This is a genomic window from Nocardioides sp. Root682, assembly GCF_001427795.1.
GTDB lineage: Bacteria > Actinomycetota > Actinomycetes > Propionibacteriales > Nocardioidaceae > Nocardioides.
On the sequence record NZ_LMHJ01000001.1, the window covers coordinates 424,589 to 440,137 of the forward strand.

A 15,549-nucleotide genomic window follows, 5' to 3' on the forward strand; every position below is an offset into this window, starting at 1 on the left:
AAGAACCGTGTGAAAGGAACAGGGTGAGGATGCGTTCGGGGGACGTGCGGCCGAACCTCATCAACACTACTCGCGGGTCACCTGAGCTAGCGAGGTGTCTCGACAGCGCTCACCTGAGGCGCTCGTCACAGCCGGACAGGCGTCGGAGTGTTCTCCGGACTTCGGCACAATGGGCACATGAGCCTTGACCTGCCGAAGCACCTGTTCACCGCGATCGACCACGTCGGCATCGCCGTACCCGACCTGGACGTCGCCATCGCGTTCTACCGCGACAACTTCGGCATGGTCGTCGCCCACGAGGAGACCAACGAGGAGCAGGGCGTGCGCGAGGCCATGGTCGCCGTCGGCGACTCCGGCTCCTGCATCCAGCTGCTCGCCCCGCTGAACGACGAGTCGACGATCGCCAAGTTCCTCGACCGCAGCGGCCCCGGCCTGCAGCAGCTCGCCTACCGCGTCACGGACCTCGACCAGGTCTCCGCGATCCTGCGCGAGCGTGGCCTGCGCCTGCTCTACCCCGAGGCGAAGCGCGGCACCGCCAACAGCCGGATCAACTTCATCCACCCCAAGGACGCCGGCGGCGTCCTGGTGGAGCTCGTCGAGCCCGCTCAGGGCGCTTCAGCGCACTGAGCGATCAGGCCCAGCGGAAGCGGAGCTCGTCTCCGGGCCGGAGCTGGGCAAGTCGGTCGGTGTCGGCGTCGATGACCACACCGACCACCGGATAGCCACCCGTCACCGGGTGGTCCGGCCCGAAGACCACCGGCCCGCCGTTCGGCGGGACCTGGATGGCACCGCGCAGGGCGCCCTCGCTCGGCAGCTGGCCGCGATCGGCGTCCGGCGCGAGGGACGCGCCGTCGAGCCGCAACCCGACGCGATCACTGGCCGAACCGACCCGCCACGTCACGGAGACCAGACGATCGGCATCGGTGACCCAGTCCGCGCGCGGCCCGCGCACGACGCGCAGGACCGGCCGGTCGTCGTACGACTGCGACGGGACGGCGTCGACGAGCATCTCGCCGGCGGTGTCGCTGCCGACTGCGAACCGGTCCCCCACCACGAGCGGCGGCGGGCCGAGGCCGGCGAGGGTGTCGCGCGAGCGTGACCCGAGGAGCGGCGGGACCTCCAGCCCACCGCGAACGGCGAGGTACGAGCGCAGCCCCGACGGCGGGATCCCGAGTCGGAGCCGCTGACCGGGGCGCAACGCGAGGACGGCACCGGTTGGTTCCGGGCGATCGTCAACGAGCAGCGGTGCGGGCGCACCGGTCACGCACACCCACACGACTCCGGTCGCCTCGATCTCCAGCCCACCGAGGGTCACCTCGAGCGACGCCGCACCATCGGCGTTGCCCAGCACCCGGTTCCCGAGCCGGTACGACGTCCGGTCGGCGGCACCGCTGGACCCGACCCCGATCGCGGCGTGCCCCGGCCGGCCGCCGTCCTGCACCAGGCACGGCCCGCCGACGGCCCGGACGAGCAGGTCGCTCATGTCGCCTCGAAGCGCACGGGCACACCGGCCCCGAGCAACGCCGGTGGGTCCCGGTCGAGGTCCCACAGCACCGCGTCGGTGCGTCCGATCAGCTGCCAGCCGCCGGGCGAGGACCGTGGGTAGATCCCGCTGAACTCCCCTGCCAGTCCCACCGACCCGGCCGGGACCTGGGTGCGGGGCGAGTCCCGCCGCGGAACCTGCAGCCGGGGGTCACCACCCACGAGGTAGGCGAAACCCGGCGCGAACCCGCCGAACGCCACCCGCCACGGGGTGCCGGTGTGGGCGGCGACGACCTCGTGCTCGCTCAGGCCGGTGCGGGTCGAAACGAACGCCAGGTCCGGGCCGTCGTACCGGACCGGGATGACGACCTCTCGGGGTAGTCCCGGGCCAAAAGCACCGGAATCCGCCGATTTCAGGTGCTCTTGGCCCGGGACCATCGCGCGCAGCGCATCGAGACCCACCCCGGGGCGAGCGACGAGGAGAACGGTCCGGGCGCCGGGAACGACATCGGCGAGCGCCGGGTGTCCACGCACGGCATCCGCGCAGGCCACCACCGCGGCGGTGTTCGCGAGCTCGACCAGCAGCCCGCGGTCGCCGTACGGAAGCACCTTCATGACGAGGGGCCCACGAACGCCTTCACCGCGATCCCGGCGTCCGACAACGCCGCACGAACCGCGGCCGCCGACGCAGCCGCACCGGGCGAGTCACCGTGGATGCACAGCGACTGCACGTCTCCGGACTGCGCCAGCCGGACGGCCTGCGCGGCCACGGCCGAGGAGTCCACCAGCACCGCTCCCGGTTCGGACCGGGGCACCAGGCCACCGTCAGGGAGGTAGGCGCGGTCCGCGAAGCCCTCTCCGACGGTGGGGAGGCCCGCAGCAGCCACCCGGGACAGGAACGGCGAGCCGGCCAGGCCCAGGACGGGCAGTCCGCCGAAGGCCACGACCGCCGCGATCACGGCGTCCGCCTGCGCCTCCTGGCTGCTGACCGCGTGATAGAGCGCACCGTGCGGCTTGAGATAGGCGACCGCTCCCCCGGCGGCGGCCGCGATCCCGGACAGCGCCGACAGCTGGTAGAGCACGTCCGCCTCGAGCTCGTCGGGTGCGACGTCGATGAACCGTCGGCCGAAGCCGGCCAGGTCGCGATAGCCCACCTGCGCGCCGATCACGACGCCGTGCGCCACGGCCCGGTCACACGTACGCCGCAAGGTGAGCGGGTCGCCGGCGTGGAACCCGCACGCGACGTTGGCGCTGGTCAGGTGCGGCAACAGCGCCGCGTCGTCGCCGAGCTCCCAGCGACCGAAGGACTCGCCCACGTCGGCATTGAGGTCGATCGTGGACGGGCAACCCGATGGCAACGTCACAAGGCCTATCGTGGCCCATCGACGCGCCTCCGACAGGAGTACGGCGCCCGGGCGCTGACTGAGACAACCGTCACGAACACGCCATCGGGCGGTTACTCATGGGTAATCTTCGCGGCGGCCGTGCCCAATTTGCGATTGCCACCCCCGAATCAGAACCAGGGAGACAACGACCGTGCAGCACATTCTTGACGCCATCCAGGCCGAAGCCTCGTCGGAGGACTTCGCCAACCTGGCGCTTCCGGAGTCCTACCGCGCCGTGACCGTCCACAAGGACGAGGTCGACATGTTCGAGGGGATCCCCTCGAAGGAGAAGGACCCGCGCAAGTCCCTGCACGTCGAGGACGTGCCGCTGCCCGAGCTCGGTCCGGGCGAGGTCTTCGTCGGCGTCATGGCCTCGGCGATCAACTACAACACCGTGTGGACCTCGATCTTCGAGCCCGTCTCCACGTTCGGGTTCCTCGAGCGCTACGGCAAGCTCTCCGAGCTCACCAAGCGCCACGACCTGCCGTACCACGTGGTCGGCTCCGACCTGTCCGGCGTCGTGCTCCGGGTCGGCGCCGGTGTGACGAAGTGGAAGCCGGGCGACCGCGTCGTCGCGCACTGCCTCTCGGTCGAGATGGAGTCCGCTGACGGCCACGACGACTCGATGATGGACCCCGAGCAGCGCATCTGGGGCTTCGAGACCAACTTCGGCGGTCTCGCCGAGGTCGCGATGGTCAAGGCCAACCAGCTCATGCCCAAGCCCGAGCACCTCACCTGGGAAGAGGCCGCCGCGCCCGGCCTCGTGAACTCCACCGCGTACCGCCAGCTGGTCTCCAAGAACGGCGGCAACATGAAGCAGGGCGACAACGTCCTGATCTGGGGCGCCTCCGGCGGCCTCGGTGGCTTCGCGACCCAGTACGCCCTCAACGGTGGCGCCACCCCGATCTGCGTGGTCTCGAATGAGGAGAAGGCCCAGATCGTGCGCAACATGGGCGCCGAGCTGGTCATCAACCGTTCCGAGGAGAACTGGAAGTTCTGGAACGACGAGAACACCCAGCAGAACCCCAAGGAATGGCTGCGCCTGGGCAAGAAGATCCGTGAGCTCACCGGCGGTGAGGACATCGACATCGTCTTCGAGCACCCCGGCCGCGAGACCTTCGGCGCCTCGGTGTTCGTGACCCGCAAGGGCGGCACGATCACCACCTGTGCCTCGACCACGGGCTACATGCACGAGTACGACAACCGGTACCTGTGGATGAACCTCAAGCGGATCGTCTCGTCCCACTTCGCCAACTACCGCGAGTCGTGGGAGGCCAACCGCCTCATCGCCCAGGGCAAGATCCACCCCACCCTGTCGCGGGTCTACGACCTCGACAACGTCGGCCAGGCCGCCCTCGACGTCCACAAGAACCTCCACCAGGGCAAGGTCGGCGTCCTCGCCCTCTCGCCCCAGGAAGGCCTCGGCGTCAAGAACGCCGAGCTCCGCGAGAAGCACCTCGACAAGATCAACCTCTTCCGCGGCATCTGATCCACCACGTACGACGGGCCCGCGCTGCTTGCGCGGGCCCGTTGTCGTTGGCCCACCCGGCTCGGCCACCTGTGACGCTGGCCCGATCCGGCGGGGCGGGCTGGGATTCCCTTCCCCCATCGGGGATCATGGGCCGCGTCCCCCCACGAACCGCATCGAGAGCCAGGGAGGCTCATTCCATGAGCGACCAGGGTCTGTCCATTTTCGACGACGAGCCGAACCCCAGCCAGGAGCCCAAGCACGTGAGCACCAAGGCCACAGACGACGAGCCGACCCAGGTCATCCCTGCCGTGAGCCCTGCTCCGGCAGCGCGCCCGCAGGCGACTGCCCCCGCCCGCGCGGCCCAGACGGCCGCCCAGGCCCGTCCCCGCACCGCAGCCACCCCGTCGGCGTCCAGCCCCGCAGCCGGCGGCGCCCGCCCGGTCGGTTTCACCGGCACCCCGTCCTCCGGCGGCCTGCCGATCGTCCGCAAGGGCGGTTACGACCGCGACGCCGTCGACGCCCAGATCCGGACCCTCTCGAGCGAGAAGGCGACCCTGGGCGCCAGCCTGACCGAGTCCGAACAGCGCGTGATCGACCTCGAGAAGGAGGTCGCCCGACTCAAGTCCGACCTCTCCGAGTCCGAGGCTCCCTCGTACGCCGGCCTCGGTGGTCGCGCCAGCGCAATGCTTCGCCTCGCCGAGGAGGAGACCAGCGAGATCCGCGCCGGCGCCGAGGCCGACGCCGCAGAGATCCGCGAGCAGGCCGCCCGCGACGCCAAGGCGATCCGCGCCGAGGCGGCCCGCGAGGCCGACGACATGCGTGCGGTCCAGCTGCGTGAGCTCGAGGAGAACCGGACCCGCCTGCTCACTGACGCCGAGCAGGAGCGAGCGCTGGCCAAGAGCGAGGCTGCCGACATGCTTGCTGCCGCGCGCCGCGAGGCCGACCAGCTGCGCCTCGCCGCCCAGCAGGAGGCCTCCGAGCAGCGCAGCCAGGCCCAGCGCGAGGTCGAGCAGGCCCGTGCCGCCGCGGACCGCGAGGTCCAGGAGGCCCGTCGTGCACTGGCCGTGGAGAAGGAGCGGCTCGCCCGCGAGGCGACCGACCACCACAACACCGCCGTTGCCGAGACACGTCGCCTGGTCGAGGAGTCCGAGCAGCGGGCATCCGCGGCCGAGGCGCGCGCGACCGAGGCCAGCAAGCAGGCCACCGAGAACCGCTCCGCAGCCCAGGTCGAGTCTGAGGCTCTCCTCGCCCGCGCCCGCCGCGAAGCGGAGCAGATCGTCGTGTCCGCCCGCACCCAGGCCGAAGCCATCACCGCCAGCGGTGACGCCGAGGTGCAGCGCGAGGTCGCTGCCAAGCGTGCCGAGCTCGACCGCCTCACCAAGCGCCGCGACGCGATCACCGCCCAGCTCTCCTCGCTCGCCGACCTCGTGGCCGGATTCGGCGAGGACGACAGTTGAGCGCACCTGACGCCGATGGCGTGATCGAGGACGGCGTCCTGGAGCACGCCGGGATCGACCCGGCCGCACCCGTCGAGGCCGCCACGCCGCCGTACGGCGAACCGGGCAAGCCGTTCGACCGACGCTCCCCGTTCTACTACGGGTTCGTCGGTGCGCTCGGTGCGTTGATCGCCTACTGGCTGTTCCAGGCGCTCCTCGGCATCGGCTCGGTGCTGATGCTGGTCGTCGTCTCGTTCTTCCTCGCCGCCGGGCTGAACCCGTCGGTGGAGTTCCTGGAGCGGCGCGGCCTGCGTCGGTCGTTCGCGGTGACGCTGGTCATCGTGATCGCGCTCGCGATGGTGGGCCTGTTCCTGGTCGCGATCGTCCCGGTCATCACCGACCAGATCACCGCGATCACCAACAGCGCACCGGGCTGGCTCGACGAGCTCAAGAAGAACGACCGGATCCAGGACCTCAACCGCGAGTACGACCTCATCGACAAGGCCCAGGCCAAGATCGAGGACGGCGACTTCCTGTCGAGCATCTTCGGCGGCGTGCTGGGTGTCGGCCTGAAGATCCTCTCGGCGCTGTTCAACGTCTTCATCATCCTGGTCCTGACGCTGTACTTCCTCGCGTCGCTGAAGACCACGACGGGCGCGCTCTACAAGCTGGCTCCGGCCTCGCGTCGCGACCGGGTCGCCAAGCTCGGCGACAAGGTGATCCACAACATCGGCGGCTACGTCTCGGGCGCCTTCCTGGTGGCCCTCAGCGCCGGTATCACCTCCCTGCTGTTCCTCTCCTTCACCGAGATCCGCGAGTACGCCGTCGCCCTGGCCTTCGTCGTCGCCGTGCTCGACGTCATTCCGATGATCGGCGCCACGATCGGCGCCATCCTCGTGTGCGCGATCGCTTTCGCGACCGACGTGAAGACCGGCATCGCGTGCGTGATCTTCTACGTGATCTACCAACAGGTCGAGAACTACGTGATCTACCCGCGGGTGATGAGCAAGTCCGTCGACCTGCCGGGCGCGGTGATCGTGATTGCCGCGCTGGTCGGTGCCGGGCTGCTCGGCGTCGTGGGCGCCCTGCTGGCGATCCCCGTGGCCGCCGCCATCCTGCTGATCCTCCGCGAGGTCGTGGTCAAGCGCCAGGACGCGCTCTGATCCCATTGGAGCGAGCGCGTCTTCGGCGCAGCCCGGGCAGCAAGCTGCCGCCGACGCCTCCCGCCACGCTGCCGCTCTAGACTTTTCTGCGACGACGAAGGGCAGGACCATGTGCTTCTCCGCGGAGATGGATCTCGCCGCCGGCCTGGTGATCACGGGTATCGGAGTCAACACGCTGCGCCAGGTGCGCACGCCCGACCAAGTACCCCTGGCGATGTTGCCCCTGGTCTTCGGCGCCCACCAGCTCATCGAGACCCTGGTCTGGTGGAACCTCGAGGGCCACGTGTCCGATGCAGTCGGTGACCTGGCGGCCTGGATCTACGCAGCGATCGCACTGGTCGTGGTTCCGCTGCTGGTGCCAGTGGCGTTCCTGCGCGCCGGCACGGCCCCGAGCCCGCTCGTCGGCCGGATCTTCGTGGGTGCCGGGGCGCTCGCTGCACTGCTCGGCCTGCACGCGCTGGGGTTCGGCGAACTGGCCCGGCGGATCGACGGGCACCACATCTCCTACGCCCCCGGCGACCCGTATGTCGTCGTCACCCTGTCGGCCTACGTCATCGCAACCTGTGCGCCGAGCCTCGTGGCCCGGAGCTCAGCGCTGCGCTGGTTCGGGGTCGGCAACCTCGCGGTCGTCGCCACGCTGGTGTGGCTCGACCAGAACGCCGTCATCTCCCTGTGGTGCGTGTGGGCCGCCTTCACCAGCGTGCTGATCAACCTGCACCTGCGCGGCGGGATCACCGCCGGTGACCGTCCGCTCCCCCAGCTTCACCCCGACCACGCCGACCAGGATCAGCGCACCGCCCAGGAACTGGACGGGCGAGGGGAGCTCACCGAGTAGCGCCCAGGCCCAGACCACCGCGAGCACGACCTCGCTGAGGGCGACGAAGGATGCCAGCCGCGAGCCGAGGCGTCGACTGGCTGCGATGCCGGTGCCGTAGGCAAGGGCCGCGGTGACCAGGCCGAGCAGGACCAGCGGTACGACGACGCCGACATCCGCACCGGCGTAGGCGACCTGGGCATCGACCGCGTCGACCGGCAGCACGCCGACCAGCGCGAGCAGTCCGAGGAAGGCACCGCCCACGACCAGTCCGCCGGCGGCCAGTGCCATCGGTGGCAGTCCGCTGCGGTCGTCGGCCGAGATCACGAAGTACGCCGCCGCGCCGACCATGGCGGCGAGCGCCCAGGCCGCGCCGGCCAGGTCGAAGTCGGCCCCGGAGAACAGGTCCAGCACCAGCAACAGCCCGACGGCTGCGACCACGGCGCCGAGCACGGTGATCCGGCCGGGACGCTGACCGTGCACCAGCCACATCCACACCACGACGGCCGCGGGAGCGGTGTACTCGATGAGGAGAGCGGGACCGACCTCCATCGTCCGCACGGCGGAGAAGTAGCAGAACTGTGCGCCGGCCACGGCCAGCGTGCCGTAGAGCAGCACCGTCGCTGCGTTGCGTCGCAGGACGCCCCAGCGGCCGCGCAGGGCCACGAGGCCGAACGGCAGCACCACCGCAGCGCCGATCGCGATCCTGATCAGGACGACGGCACCGGCGGTCCACCCTGCGTCGAGCAGCGGTCGGGCCAGGGCTCCCGACAGACCGAAGGCCGCCGCCGAGGTGAGCGCGAGGAGCAGGCCGGGTGCGGCGCGCGACACCGGGACGGCTTCGATGTCACGGGTCAACGTCGTCATGACTCATGACCGTACACCGGGTGCGGTAACCTGTCAAAGTGGTTTTCGCCCATGACACCAACATGTCGCTCCAGGCAGCCGTCGCCCTCGTGAACTCGGCCGTGGAGCCGGTCACCCTCACCACGATCGAAGAGCTGGACGACTTCTACGGCGAGCACGCCTACAGCGGTCGGCACGACGGCGACCAGGCCGAGCTCGACGCCGTCCACGCGATCCGCCCCCAGCTGCGGGCGTTGATGACGGCCGACCGCGACGGCGCGGTGGCCCTGCTCAACGCGATGTTGCTCGAGGCAGGTGCGCTCCCCCAGCTCAAGCGCCACGACGGGATCGACTGGCACCTGCACGCGATCGGCAACGACCGCCCGTTCGCGGAGCGAATCGTCGTGGAGACGGCGATGGCGATGATCGACGTCGTGCGCGCCGACGAGATGTCCCGTTTCAGCCTGTGTGCGGACGAAGGCTGCGACGGCGTCGTACTCGACCTGTCACGGAACCGGTCCAAGCGGTTCTGCTCCGTGACGTGCGGAAACCGCAATGCCGTGGCCGCCTACCGGGCGCGCCAGGCAGAGGCTGAGTGAACGAACGCCCGATGACGGGCGTGTGACAACTGCTCGGGGGGTCTGTTCAGCACCGGCTCGCTGGGACAGTATCGCCACCATGACACGCATGCTCGGGCTGCGTCGGCGACCGCTCTGCGCCCTCCTCCTCATCCTCCTGGCCACTTCCCTGCTGCTCGTGGCTCCGCGGCCACAACCGGCGTCGGCTGCCACACCGATCACCGTCGCGCAGGCGATCGCGACCCAGAACTCCTCCGCCGCGACGGTCCGCGGGTACGTCGTCGGGCAGCCGACCGCGACCTCGACCGTCGTCCGCAGCAACTTCCCGAACGACTACGCCCTTGCCCTGGCGGACTCCCCCGGCACCACGGCGACCGGATCGATGATCTACGTCCAGATCCCCTCGGCGTTCCGGGCGACCTTCGGCCTGAAGACCAACCCGTCGCTGCTCGGCAAGCAGATCGACGTGACGGGCACGCTGGCGTCGTACTTCTCCCACCCGGGACTCACCGGAGGCAGCGCGTTCGCGCTCGTCGGCAGCGACCCCGACCCGGACCCGGGTGACCCGAGCATCCCCGCGGGCTACTACGACCCCGCAGCGGGCAAGACCGGCGCCGCGCTGGCGACCGCGCTGTACGGGATCATCGACGGCAACACACGCCTGACGTACACGCAGGTCTGGGAGGCGCTGAAGGTGACCGACGCCGACCCGAACAACTCCGCGAACGTCATCGAGTTCTACTCCGGCCGCTCGGTCCCCAAGTCCACCAACGGCGGCGACCCCGACGACTGGAACCGCGAGCACACGTGGCCGCAGAGCCACGGTGACTTCGGTACGACGGCCGGCCCCGGCACGGACCTGCACCACCTGCGGCCCGAGGACGTCACCGTCAACTCCACCCGCGGCAACAAGGACTTCGACAACGGCGGCTCGGCGGTCTCCCAGTGCGCGGACTGCTTCACCGACGCCGACTCGTTCGAACCCCGCGACTCGGTCAAGGGCGACGTCGCCCGCGGCCTGATGTACATGGCCGTGCGCTACGAAGGGGGCGACGGGTTCGCCGACCTCGAGCTGAACAACCTGGTCAACGGCTCCGTCCCGCTGCTCGGCAAGATCTCCGTCCTGCTCGCATGGCATGCCGCCGACCCGGTCTCCGCTGCCGAGCGCGCCCGCAACAGCAGGATCTACGCCAACTACCAGGGCAACCGGAACCCGTTCATCGACCACCCGGAGTACGCCGAAGCGATCTGGTAGGTCGCGCAGCGACCGATCGCTGGTCGAGGAGGTCGCTCTGCGACCGTCTCGAGACCCGTCAGTCGCCCAGGAAGCGCCGGAGCACCTCGACGAAGATCTCGGGGCGCTCGGAGTGCAGCCAGTGGCCGGCATCCTTGATGGTCACCTTGCGGTTGCGCGGGAACCAACGGTCCATCGCGGCGTCGTACTCCGGCTTGACGTAGTCGGAGCGACCACCAGCGAGCCACAGCACCGGTCCGTCGTACGGCGGCCGCCCGGCCAGCTGGGCCTCGGGCCAGCCGCTGAGGACCGGGAGGTCGCGGGCGAGCACGTCGAGGTTCATCTGCCAGCTCCAGCCACCGGGCGCGGCCGGGTCGCGACGGAGGTTCTGGAGCAGGAACGACCGCACGGTCGTGTCGGGAACAGCCGGCTCGAGCAGCCGGTCGGCGTCGGCGCGGTGCACGACCTGCGTCAGGTCCATCCCGCTCATGGCGGCGATGTAACCCGGGAACTCCCGGCTCGCCGCGTAGCTGACCGGGGAGATGTCGGCGACGCAGAGCCGCTCGACGCGGTCGGGGTGCAGGAGCGCGAGCACCATGGCGACCTTGCCGCCGAGCGAATGGCCCACGACGGTCGCCGGGCCGTCGGACAGCAGGTCGGCCACCTGCTCCGCCGCCTCGGTGAAGTCGAATCGCTCGGGCCATGGCGAGCGCCCGTGGTGGGGCAGGTCGACCAGCAGCACCTGGTGCCGCTCCGCGACCTGCTTGGCGATCTGGGTCCAGTTCTTCCCCTGGCCGAACAGCCCGTGCAAAAAGACCACACGGCTCCCGGTCGTGCCGAGAGCCGTGTGGTGAAGCGTCACGCGTGAAGACTACTTCGCGTAATTGTGGAACCCTGCGCCGGTCTTGCGACCCAGCTCGCCGGCGTCGACCTTGGCGACCAGCGTCTTGGCCGGCGCGAAGCCCGGCTCGGCGAACTCGGTGAAGAGCTCCTTCTGGATGGCCAGCGACACGTCGTTGCCGACCACGTCGAGCAGCTCGAACGGACCCATCGGGAGACCCGCGGTCTCCTTGATGGCGGCGTCGATGGTCGTCAGCTCGACGCCCGACTCGCTGAGCGTCACCGCGTCGTTGAGGTACGGGAAGAGCAGCAGGTTGACGATGAAGCCCGCGCGGTCGCCGGCGGAGACGCCGACCTTGCCCACGTTGGCGGTGAGCGCACGGACCGTCTCGTCGACGTCGGCGGACGTCGCGGAGGTCGTGATGATCTCGACCAGCTTCATCACCGGCGCGGGGTTGAAGAAGTGCATGCCGATGACGTCCTCGGGACGGCTCGTGGCCTCGCCGAGCTGGGTGATCGGGAGCGAGGAGGTCGTGGTCGCGAGGATCGCGCCGGGCTTGGTGATCTTGTCGAGGTCGCGGAACAGCTCGAGCTTGATCTCCAGGTCCTCCGCGATCGCCTCGACGACGATGTCGACGTCGCCCAGGGCCTCGCGCTCGGTCGAGCCGGTCAGGCGGCCGAGCAGGTCAGCTTTGTCGTCCTCGGTGCCCTTGCCCTTGGCGATGGCGCGGTCGAGGTTCTTGGTGATGTAGCCGATCACGCCGTCGAGCTTGTCCTGGCTGCGGCCGACGTACACGACGTCGTACCCGGCCTGGGCGAAGACCTGGACGATGCCCGAGGCCATCGTGCCCGTGCCGACGACGCCGACGCGGTTGATGTCGTGCTTGAAGGTGGGCGTGGCGCTCTCACCGGCGGCCGCAGCCTCCTCGGCGAAGGTGCGGCCGTCGGCGGCCAGCTTCTCCAGGAGGTCGGCCGGCTGGTGCAGGTGGTCACCGGTCTCGGCGAAGCGGGCGGCCAGCAGGTCACGGACCTGGGCGGCGCCGATCTCGTCGACCACGGTCAGCGGTCCCTTGGGGTAGCCGCAGCCGAAACGCATCGCTGCGTCGATGTCGGTCACCGAGGCGTAGCCCGACTCGTAGGTGCGCACCGCGTGGTTGAGGTACGGAAGCACCAGCGTGTTGAAGATCTGCTCGCTCGAAGTCATGGCCCGGATTCTCGCAGTCGGAGGGGCCCGTGACTACCCGTCGGTAACAATCTGGACACAACGAGAGGGACATCACACGTCCGATCGTCGAGGTCAGCCCCGCCGAGCCGACAGGTCGATCCGCACCACCTTCGAGCGAGACGTCTGGCCCCGCACCAGCGTGACCGCCGACTTCGGCACGCCGACCTCCTTGGCCAACCAGTGGAGCAGCTCCTCGTTCGCCCGGCCGTCGACCGGTGGCGAGGCGAGCCGGATCTTGAGCTCGCCACCGTCCACCCCCGTCGGCCCGACTACGCCGGTGCGCGAGGCACCCGGTTGCACGCGCACCGAGAGCAGCCAGGCCGTCGTGCTCCCGGCCCCATCAGTCAGCTCGGAGCGCCACCACGGACGGTCGGGCTCGATCTCCACACCCCGGACTGTAGATTCATCGCCCGTGAGACTTGTCGTTGCGCGCTGCCAGGTGGACTACGCCGGACGTTTGACCGCCCACCTGCCGATGGCGACCCGGGTGCTCATGCTCAAGTCGGACGGCTCGGTGCTCGTGCACTCCGATGGCGGCTCCTACAAGCCGCTGAACTGGATGTCACCGCCGTGCACAGTCCGCGAGGGCGAGACCGAGGACGGCCAGCTCGAGTGGACCGTCACCGCGAAGGCGGCCAAGGGAGCGACACCGGACACGCTGCGGATCCTCATCGAAGAGCTCCTCCACGACTCCTCCCATGACCTGGGCATCGACCCCGGCCTGCAGAAGGACGGCGTCGAGAAGCACCTGCAGGAGATGCTCGCCGACCACCCCGGCACCCTCCACGAGGGCCTGACGCTCGTACGGCGCGAGTTCCCGACCGCCATCGGCCCGGTCGATCTGATGTGCCGCGACGTCGACGGCCTGAGCGTCGCGGTCGAGATCAAGCGCCGTGGCGACATCGACGGCGTCGAGCAGCTCACCCGCTACCTCGAGCTCCTCAACCGGGACCCCCTGCTCACCGGCAAGGGCGCGGTTCGCGGCATCTTCGCCGCCCAGGAGATCAAGCCCCAGGCACGGGTCCTGGCCGAGGACCGCGGCATCAGCTGCGCGGTGGTCGACTACGACGCGCTGCGTGGTCTGGACGACCCGTCCGACCGGCTCTTCTGAACACGACCGACCTCGGGAGTACGACGATGGCCACGATCTTCCACCTCGCGCTCGCCTCGGACTGGACGGCTGCCCAGGCCTCCGGTGCGTACACGACGTCCACGCTCGGCCGGACGCTCGCCGAGGAGGGCTTCATCCACGCCAGCCGGGCCGACCAGTGGACGGCCGTGCGGGAGCGGTTCTACGCCGACGTCACCGAGCCGCTGGTGCTGCTGCAGATCGACACCGACCTGCTCGACGTGCCCGTCGTCGAGGAGCCGGCGGTGCCCGGGGGCAGCGAGACGTTCCCGCACATCTACGGACGGCTGCCCGCGGCCGCCGTCGTCAAGGCGATCGCGCTGAAGCCCGAGCCGACGCCGGCCACGACGGCCACGACGGCCGAGCCCGTTCGTGCGACGCCTGCGGTCGCCGTACCGACCACATCGGCGCAGCCGGCCGAGAGCTTCTCCCGGGTCTACTTCCGCGAGATGTTCTTCAACATGGCGATGCTCTGCATCGCGCTCGCCGCCGGGACGGCCGGCATCCTCATCGGTGACGGCATCGGCGGACTCGTCGGCCTGGCCGTCGGCGGAGTGATCGCAGTGGCGATCTACCGCAGTCGGCACGCGAACGCGCCGACGGGCTGACGGGCAGCCGACGGGCTCAGCGCAAGGTCAGGCGCCGGCAGCCTGCGGAGCGGTCGGGTCGGTCGCGCCGCCACCCTGCTCGCGGGCCACCCAGTCCTCGATCGCGTTGATGTCGTTGCCGCTGCGCGTCACCACGGCGAGCAGGTCGTTCATGGTGGCGACCTCCTCGACCTGCTCCTTGATGAACCACTGCATGAACTGCTCCGAGGCGTAGTCGCTCTCCTCGCGCGCGATCCGCAGCAGGCCGTAGATCTGCTCGGTCACCTTCTTCTCCTGCTCGAGGGCGAGCTGGATCGGCGCCGTGATGTCGCCGAATGACGACACGGGGGCCTCGACGCCAGGGATGGCGACGGCCGCATCGGTGTCGAGGAGGTACTGGACCATCATCATCGCGTGCTCGCGCTCCTCGAGGGCCTGGGCGTAGAAGAACGCCGCCAGCTGAGGCATCGTCAGCGAGTCGTAGTGGACGGCGCACGCGAGGTACTGGTTGTGCGCGGCGAACTCGTTGCCGATCTGGGCATTGAGCTGGTCGGTGAATCGAGGGGCAGCCATGCGGCAAGCCTAGAGGTAGACCGCACAACGCCTCACGCAGCCTTCTGCAGGCCCTTCTTGGTGACCTTCTTGCCGTCCGCGCGCACCAGGACGCGCTTCTTGACGGTGTAGCCGGAGGGCAGCGTGCCCTCCTTGAGCATGCGCAGGGGGCAGCGGCCGCACTTCGACTTCGAGACGCAGCACTTCGTCTTGGGGAGCTTGGTGAGCTTCCCCTTCGACTTCTTCTTGTCCTTGCCCACGAAACGAGGGTAAGCGATTGAGGCTAGGCAGACCTAACCAACGTGACCGGCGTCACGGTGTGGCGCGGGCCATGCCCGACGCTAGGGTGCGGCCGTGATCGAGATCTGGCTGAACCCGTCCTGTTCGAAGTGCCGCACCGCAGAGAGCGAGCTGCAGGCGTCCGGTCTGGAGTACGTCGTGCGCCGCTACCTCGACGAGCCGCCGACGATCACCGAGCTCGAGGAGGTGCTCGCCCGCCTGGGCCTGGAGCCGTGGGACATCGCCCGCACCCCTGACGCCTCCCGGCTCGGCGTGAGCCTGCCGGCTCGTGACGCCGCGCACCGCGCCGAGTGGTTGACGGTGCTGAACGCCGAACCGAAACTCATCCAGCGCCCGATCATCACTGCCTCCGACGGTACGACGGTCGTGGGCCGCGACCCCGCGGCGGTGGCGAAGGTGATCGACGCGGGCTGAGGCCCGCCGGTCCTCGACGGTGCCCACGAGGGCGGCCAGTTCTGCCCCATGGACCATTCCGTGAGTGGGACGATGCGGGAAGGATCTGTAGGA

Annotated in this window: 18 protein-coding genes and 1 pseudogene; 10 read left to right on the forward strand and 9 right to left on the reverse strand. The window is 69.8% G+C overall.

What is annotated here, in order from left to right; genetic code table 11:
- Window positions 1-177: 177 nt before the first annotated feature.
- Window positions 178-627 (forward strand): methylmalonyl-CoA epimerase, encoded by a 450-nt coding sequence (gene mce / locus ASD84_RS02050; RefSeq protein WP_056706205.1) that lies wholly within the window; start codon window positions 178-180, stop codon window positions 625-627.
- A gap of 4 nt (window positions 628-631) precedes the next feature.
- Here mce and ASD84_RS02055 read toward each other — a convergent pair whose 3' ends face one another.
- The 3 genes from ASD84_RS02055 to ASD84_RS02065 are packed head-to-tail and all read right to left on the reverse strand — an operon-like array spanning window position 632 to window position 2,840.
- Window positions 632-1,483, reverse strand: coding sequence for a biotin-dependent carboxyltransferase family protein (locus ASD84_RS02055; RefSeq protein ID WP_056706207.1), 852 nt, complete (start codon window positions 1,481-1,483; stop codon window positions 632-634).
- The gene (locus ASD84_RS02060) at window positions 1,480-2,097 is read right to left on the reverse strand and encodes a 5-oxoprolinase subunit B family protein (protein ID WP_056706208.1); all 618 of its coding nucleotides are present in this window, start codon (window positions 2,095-2,097) and stop codon (window positions 1,480-1,482) included. The genes ASD84_RS02055 and ASD84_RS02060 overlap by 4 nt, the downstream gene beginning before the upstream one ends.
- A complete protein-coding gene (locus ASD84_RS02065) occupies window positions 2,094-2,840 on the reverse strand; it encodes a LamB/YcsF family protein (RefSeq protein ID WP_235531075.1) in 747 nt (248 codons plus the stop codon). The genes ASD84_RS02060 and ASD84_RS02065 overlap by 4 nt, the downstream gene beginning before the upstream one ends.
- Window positions 2,841-3,018: 178 nt before the next feature.
- On the opposite strand from ASD84_RS02065, the gene ccrA reads away from it, so the two are divergent.
- The 4 genes and pseudogenes from ccrA to ASD84_RS26085 form a co-directional block, all read left to right on the forward strand.
- A complete protein-coding gene (gene ccrA / locus ASD84_RS02070; RefSeq protein WP_056706211.1) occupies window positions 3,019-4,356 on the forward strand; it encodes a crotonyl-CoA carboxylase/reductase in 1,338 nt (445 codons plus the stop codon).
- A gap of 179 nt (window positions 4,357-4,535) precedes the next feature.
- The gene (locus ASD84_RS02075; protein WP_056706212.1) at window positions 4,536-5,795 is read left to right on the forward strand and encodes a hypothetical protein; all 1,260 of its coding nucleotides are present in this window, start codon (window positions 4,536-4,538) and stop codon (window positions 5,793-5,795) included.
- Window positions 5,792-6,937, forward strand: a complete 1,146-nt coding sequence (locus ASD84_RS02080) for an AI-2E family transporter (protein WP_235530939.1) — start codon at window positions 5,792-5,794, stop codon at window positions 6,935-6,937. Before ASD84_RS02075 ends, ASD84_RS02080 begins: the two co-directional genes overlap by 4 nt.
- A gap of 127 nt (window positions 6,938-7,064) precedes the next feature.
- A pseudogene (locus ASD84_RS26085) lies at window positions 7,065-7,595 on the forward strand (DUF6629 family protein); the annotation flags it as partial.
- Here ASD84_RS26085 and ASD84_RS02090 read toward each other — a convergent pair.
- Window positions 7,527-8,618 carry a DMT family transporter gene (locus ASD84_RS02090; protein ID WP_082573106.1) on the reverse strand — a complete coding sequence of 364 codons (1,092 nt, stop codon included), beginning with the start codon at window positions 8,616-8,618 and terminating at the stop codon, window positions 7,527-7,529. The pseudogene ASD84_RS26085 and the gene ASD84_RS02090 sit on opposite strands and share 69 nt — an antisense overlap.
- A gap of 38 nt (window positions 8,619-8,656) precedes the next feature.
- Between ASD84_RS02090 and ASD84_RS02095 the strand changes: the two genes are divergently transcribed.
- Entirely contained in the window at window positions 8,657-9,196 is a 540-nt protein-coding gene (locus ASD84_RS02095; RefSeq protein ID WP_056706216.1) for a CGNR zinc finger domain-containing protein, read from the forward strand.
- 79 nt (window positions 9,197-9,275) lie between these two features.
- Window positions 9,276-10,430, forward strand: a complete 1,155-nt coding sequence (locus ASD84_RS02100; protein ID WP_056706217.1) for an endonuclease — start codon at window positions 9,276-9,278, stop codon at window positions 10,428-10,430.
- 58 nt (window positions 10,431-10,488) lie between these two features.
- Here the strand turns inward: ASD84_RS02100 and ASD84_RS02105 are convergent, their stop codons facing one another.
- From ASD84_RS02105 to ASD84_RS02115, 3 genes are all read right to left on the reverse strand, one after another.
- Entirely contained in the window at window positions 10,489-11,271 is a 783-nt protein-coding gene (locus ASD84_RS02105; RefSeq protein WP_056706219.1) for an alpha/beta fold hydrolase, read from the reverse strand.
- Between the two features lie 9 nt (window positions 11,272-11,280).
- On the reverse strand, window positions 11,281-12,453 hold the full coding sequence (locus ASD84_RS02110) for a 3-hydroxyacyl-CoA dehydrogenase NAD-binding domain-containing protein (RefSeq protein ID WP_056706221.1): 1,173 nt from the start codon (window positions 12,451-12,453) through the stop codon (window positions 11,281-11,283).
- Between the two features lie 93 nt (window positions 12,454-12,546).
- Window positions 12,547-12,861 carry a DUF167 domain-containing protein gene (locus ASD84_RS02115; protein WP_200954378.1) on the reverse strand — a complete coding sequence of 105 codons (315 nt, stop codon included), beginning with the start codon at window positions 12,859-12,861 and terminating at the stop codon, window positions 12,547-12,549.
- Between the two features lie 25 nt (window positions 12,862-12,886).
- Here ASD84_RS02115 and nucS point away from each other — a divergent pair, with 25 nt between their 5' ends.
- Together nucS and ASD84_RS24640 are read left to right on the forward strand one after the other, a co-directional pair.
- On the forward strand, window positions 12,887-13,585 hold the full coding sequence (gene nucS / locus ASD84_RS02120; RefSeq protein WP_056706223.1) for an endonuclease NucS: 699 nt from the start codon (window positions 12,887-12,889) through the stop codon (window positions 13,583-13,585).
- 26 nt (window positions 13,586-13,611) lie between these two features.
- A complete protein-coding gene (locus ASD84_RS24640) occupies window positions 13,612-14,211 on the forward strand; it encodes a DUF952 domain-containing protein (RefSeq protein ID WP_082573107.1) in 600 nt (199 codons plus the stop codon).
- A gap of 27 nt (window positions 14,212-14,238) precedes the next feature.
- Here ASD84_RS24640 and ASD84_RS02130 read toward each other — a convergent pair whose 3' ends face one another.
- Together ASD84_RS02130 and ASD84_RS02135 are read right to left on the reverse strand one after the other, a co-directional pair.
- Window positions 14,239-14,763: a ferritin gene (locus ASD84_RS02130; protein WP_056706225.1), complete on the reverse strand. Its 525-nt coding sequence runs from the start codon at window positions 14,761-14,763 to the stop codon at window positions 14,239-14,241.
- Between the two features lie 32 nt (window positions 14,764-14,795).
- Window positions 14,796-15,002: a hypothetical protein gene (locus ASD84_RS02135; RefSeq protein ID WP_056706227.1), complete on the reverse strand. Its 207-nt coding sequence runs from the start codon at window positions 15,000-15,002 to the stop codon at window positions 14,796-14,798.
- Window positions 15,003-15,096: 94 nt separating this feature from the next.
- On the opposite strand from ASD84_RS02135, the gene ASD84_RS02140 reads away from it, so the two are divergent.
- Window positions 15,097-15,456, forward strand: a complete 360-nt coding sequence (locus ASD84_RS02140) for an ArsC/Spx/MgsR family protein (RefSeq protein WP_235530940.1) — start codon at window positions 15,097-15,099, stop codon at window positions 15,454-15,456.
- The last annotated feature ends 93 nt before the right edge of the window (window positions 15,457-15,549 follow it).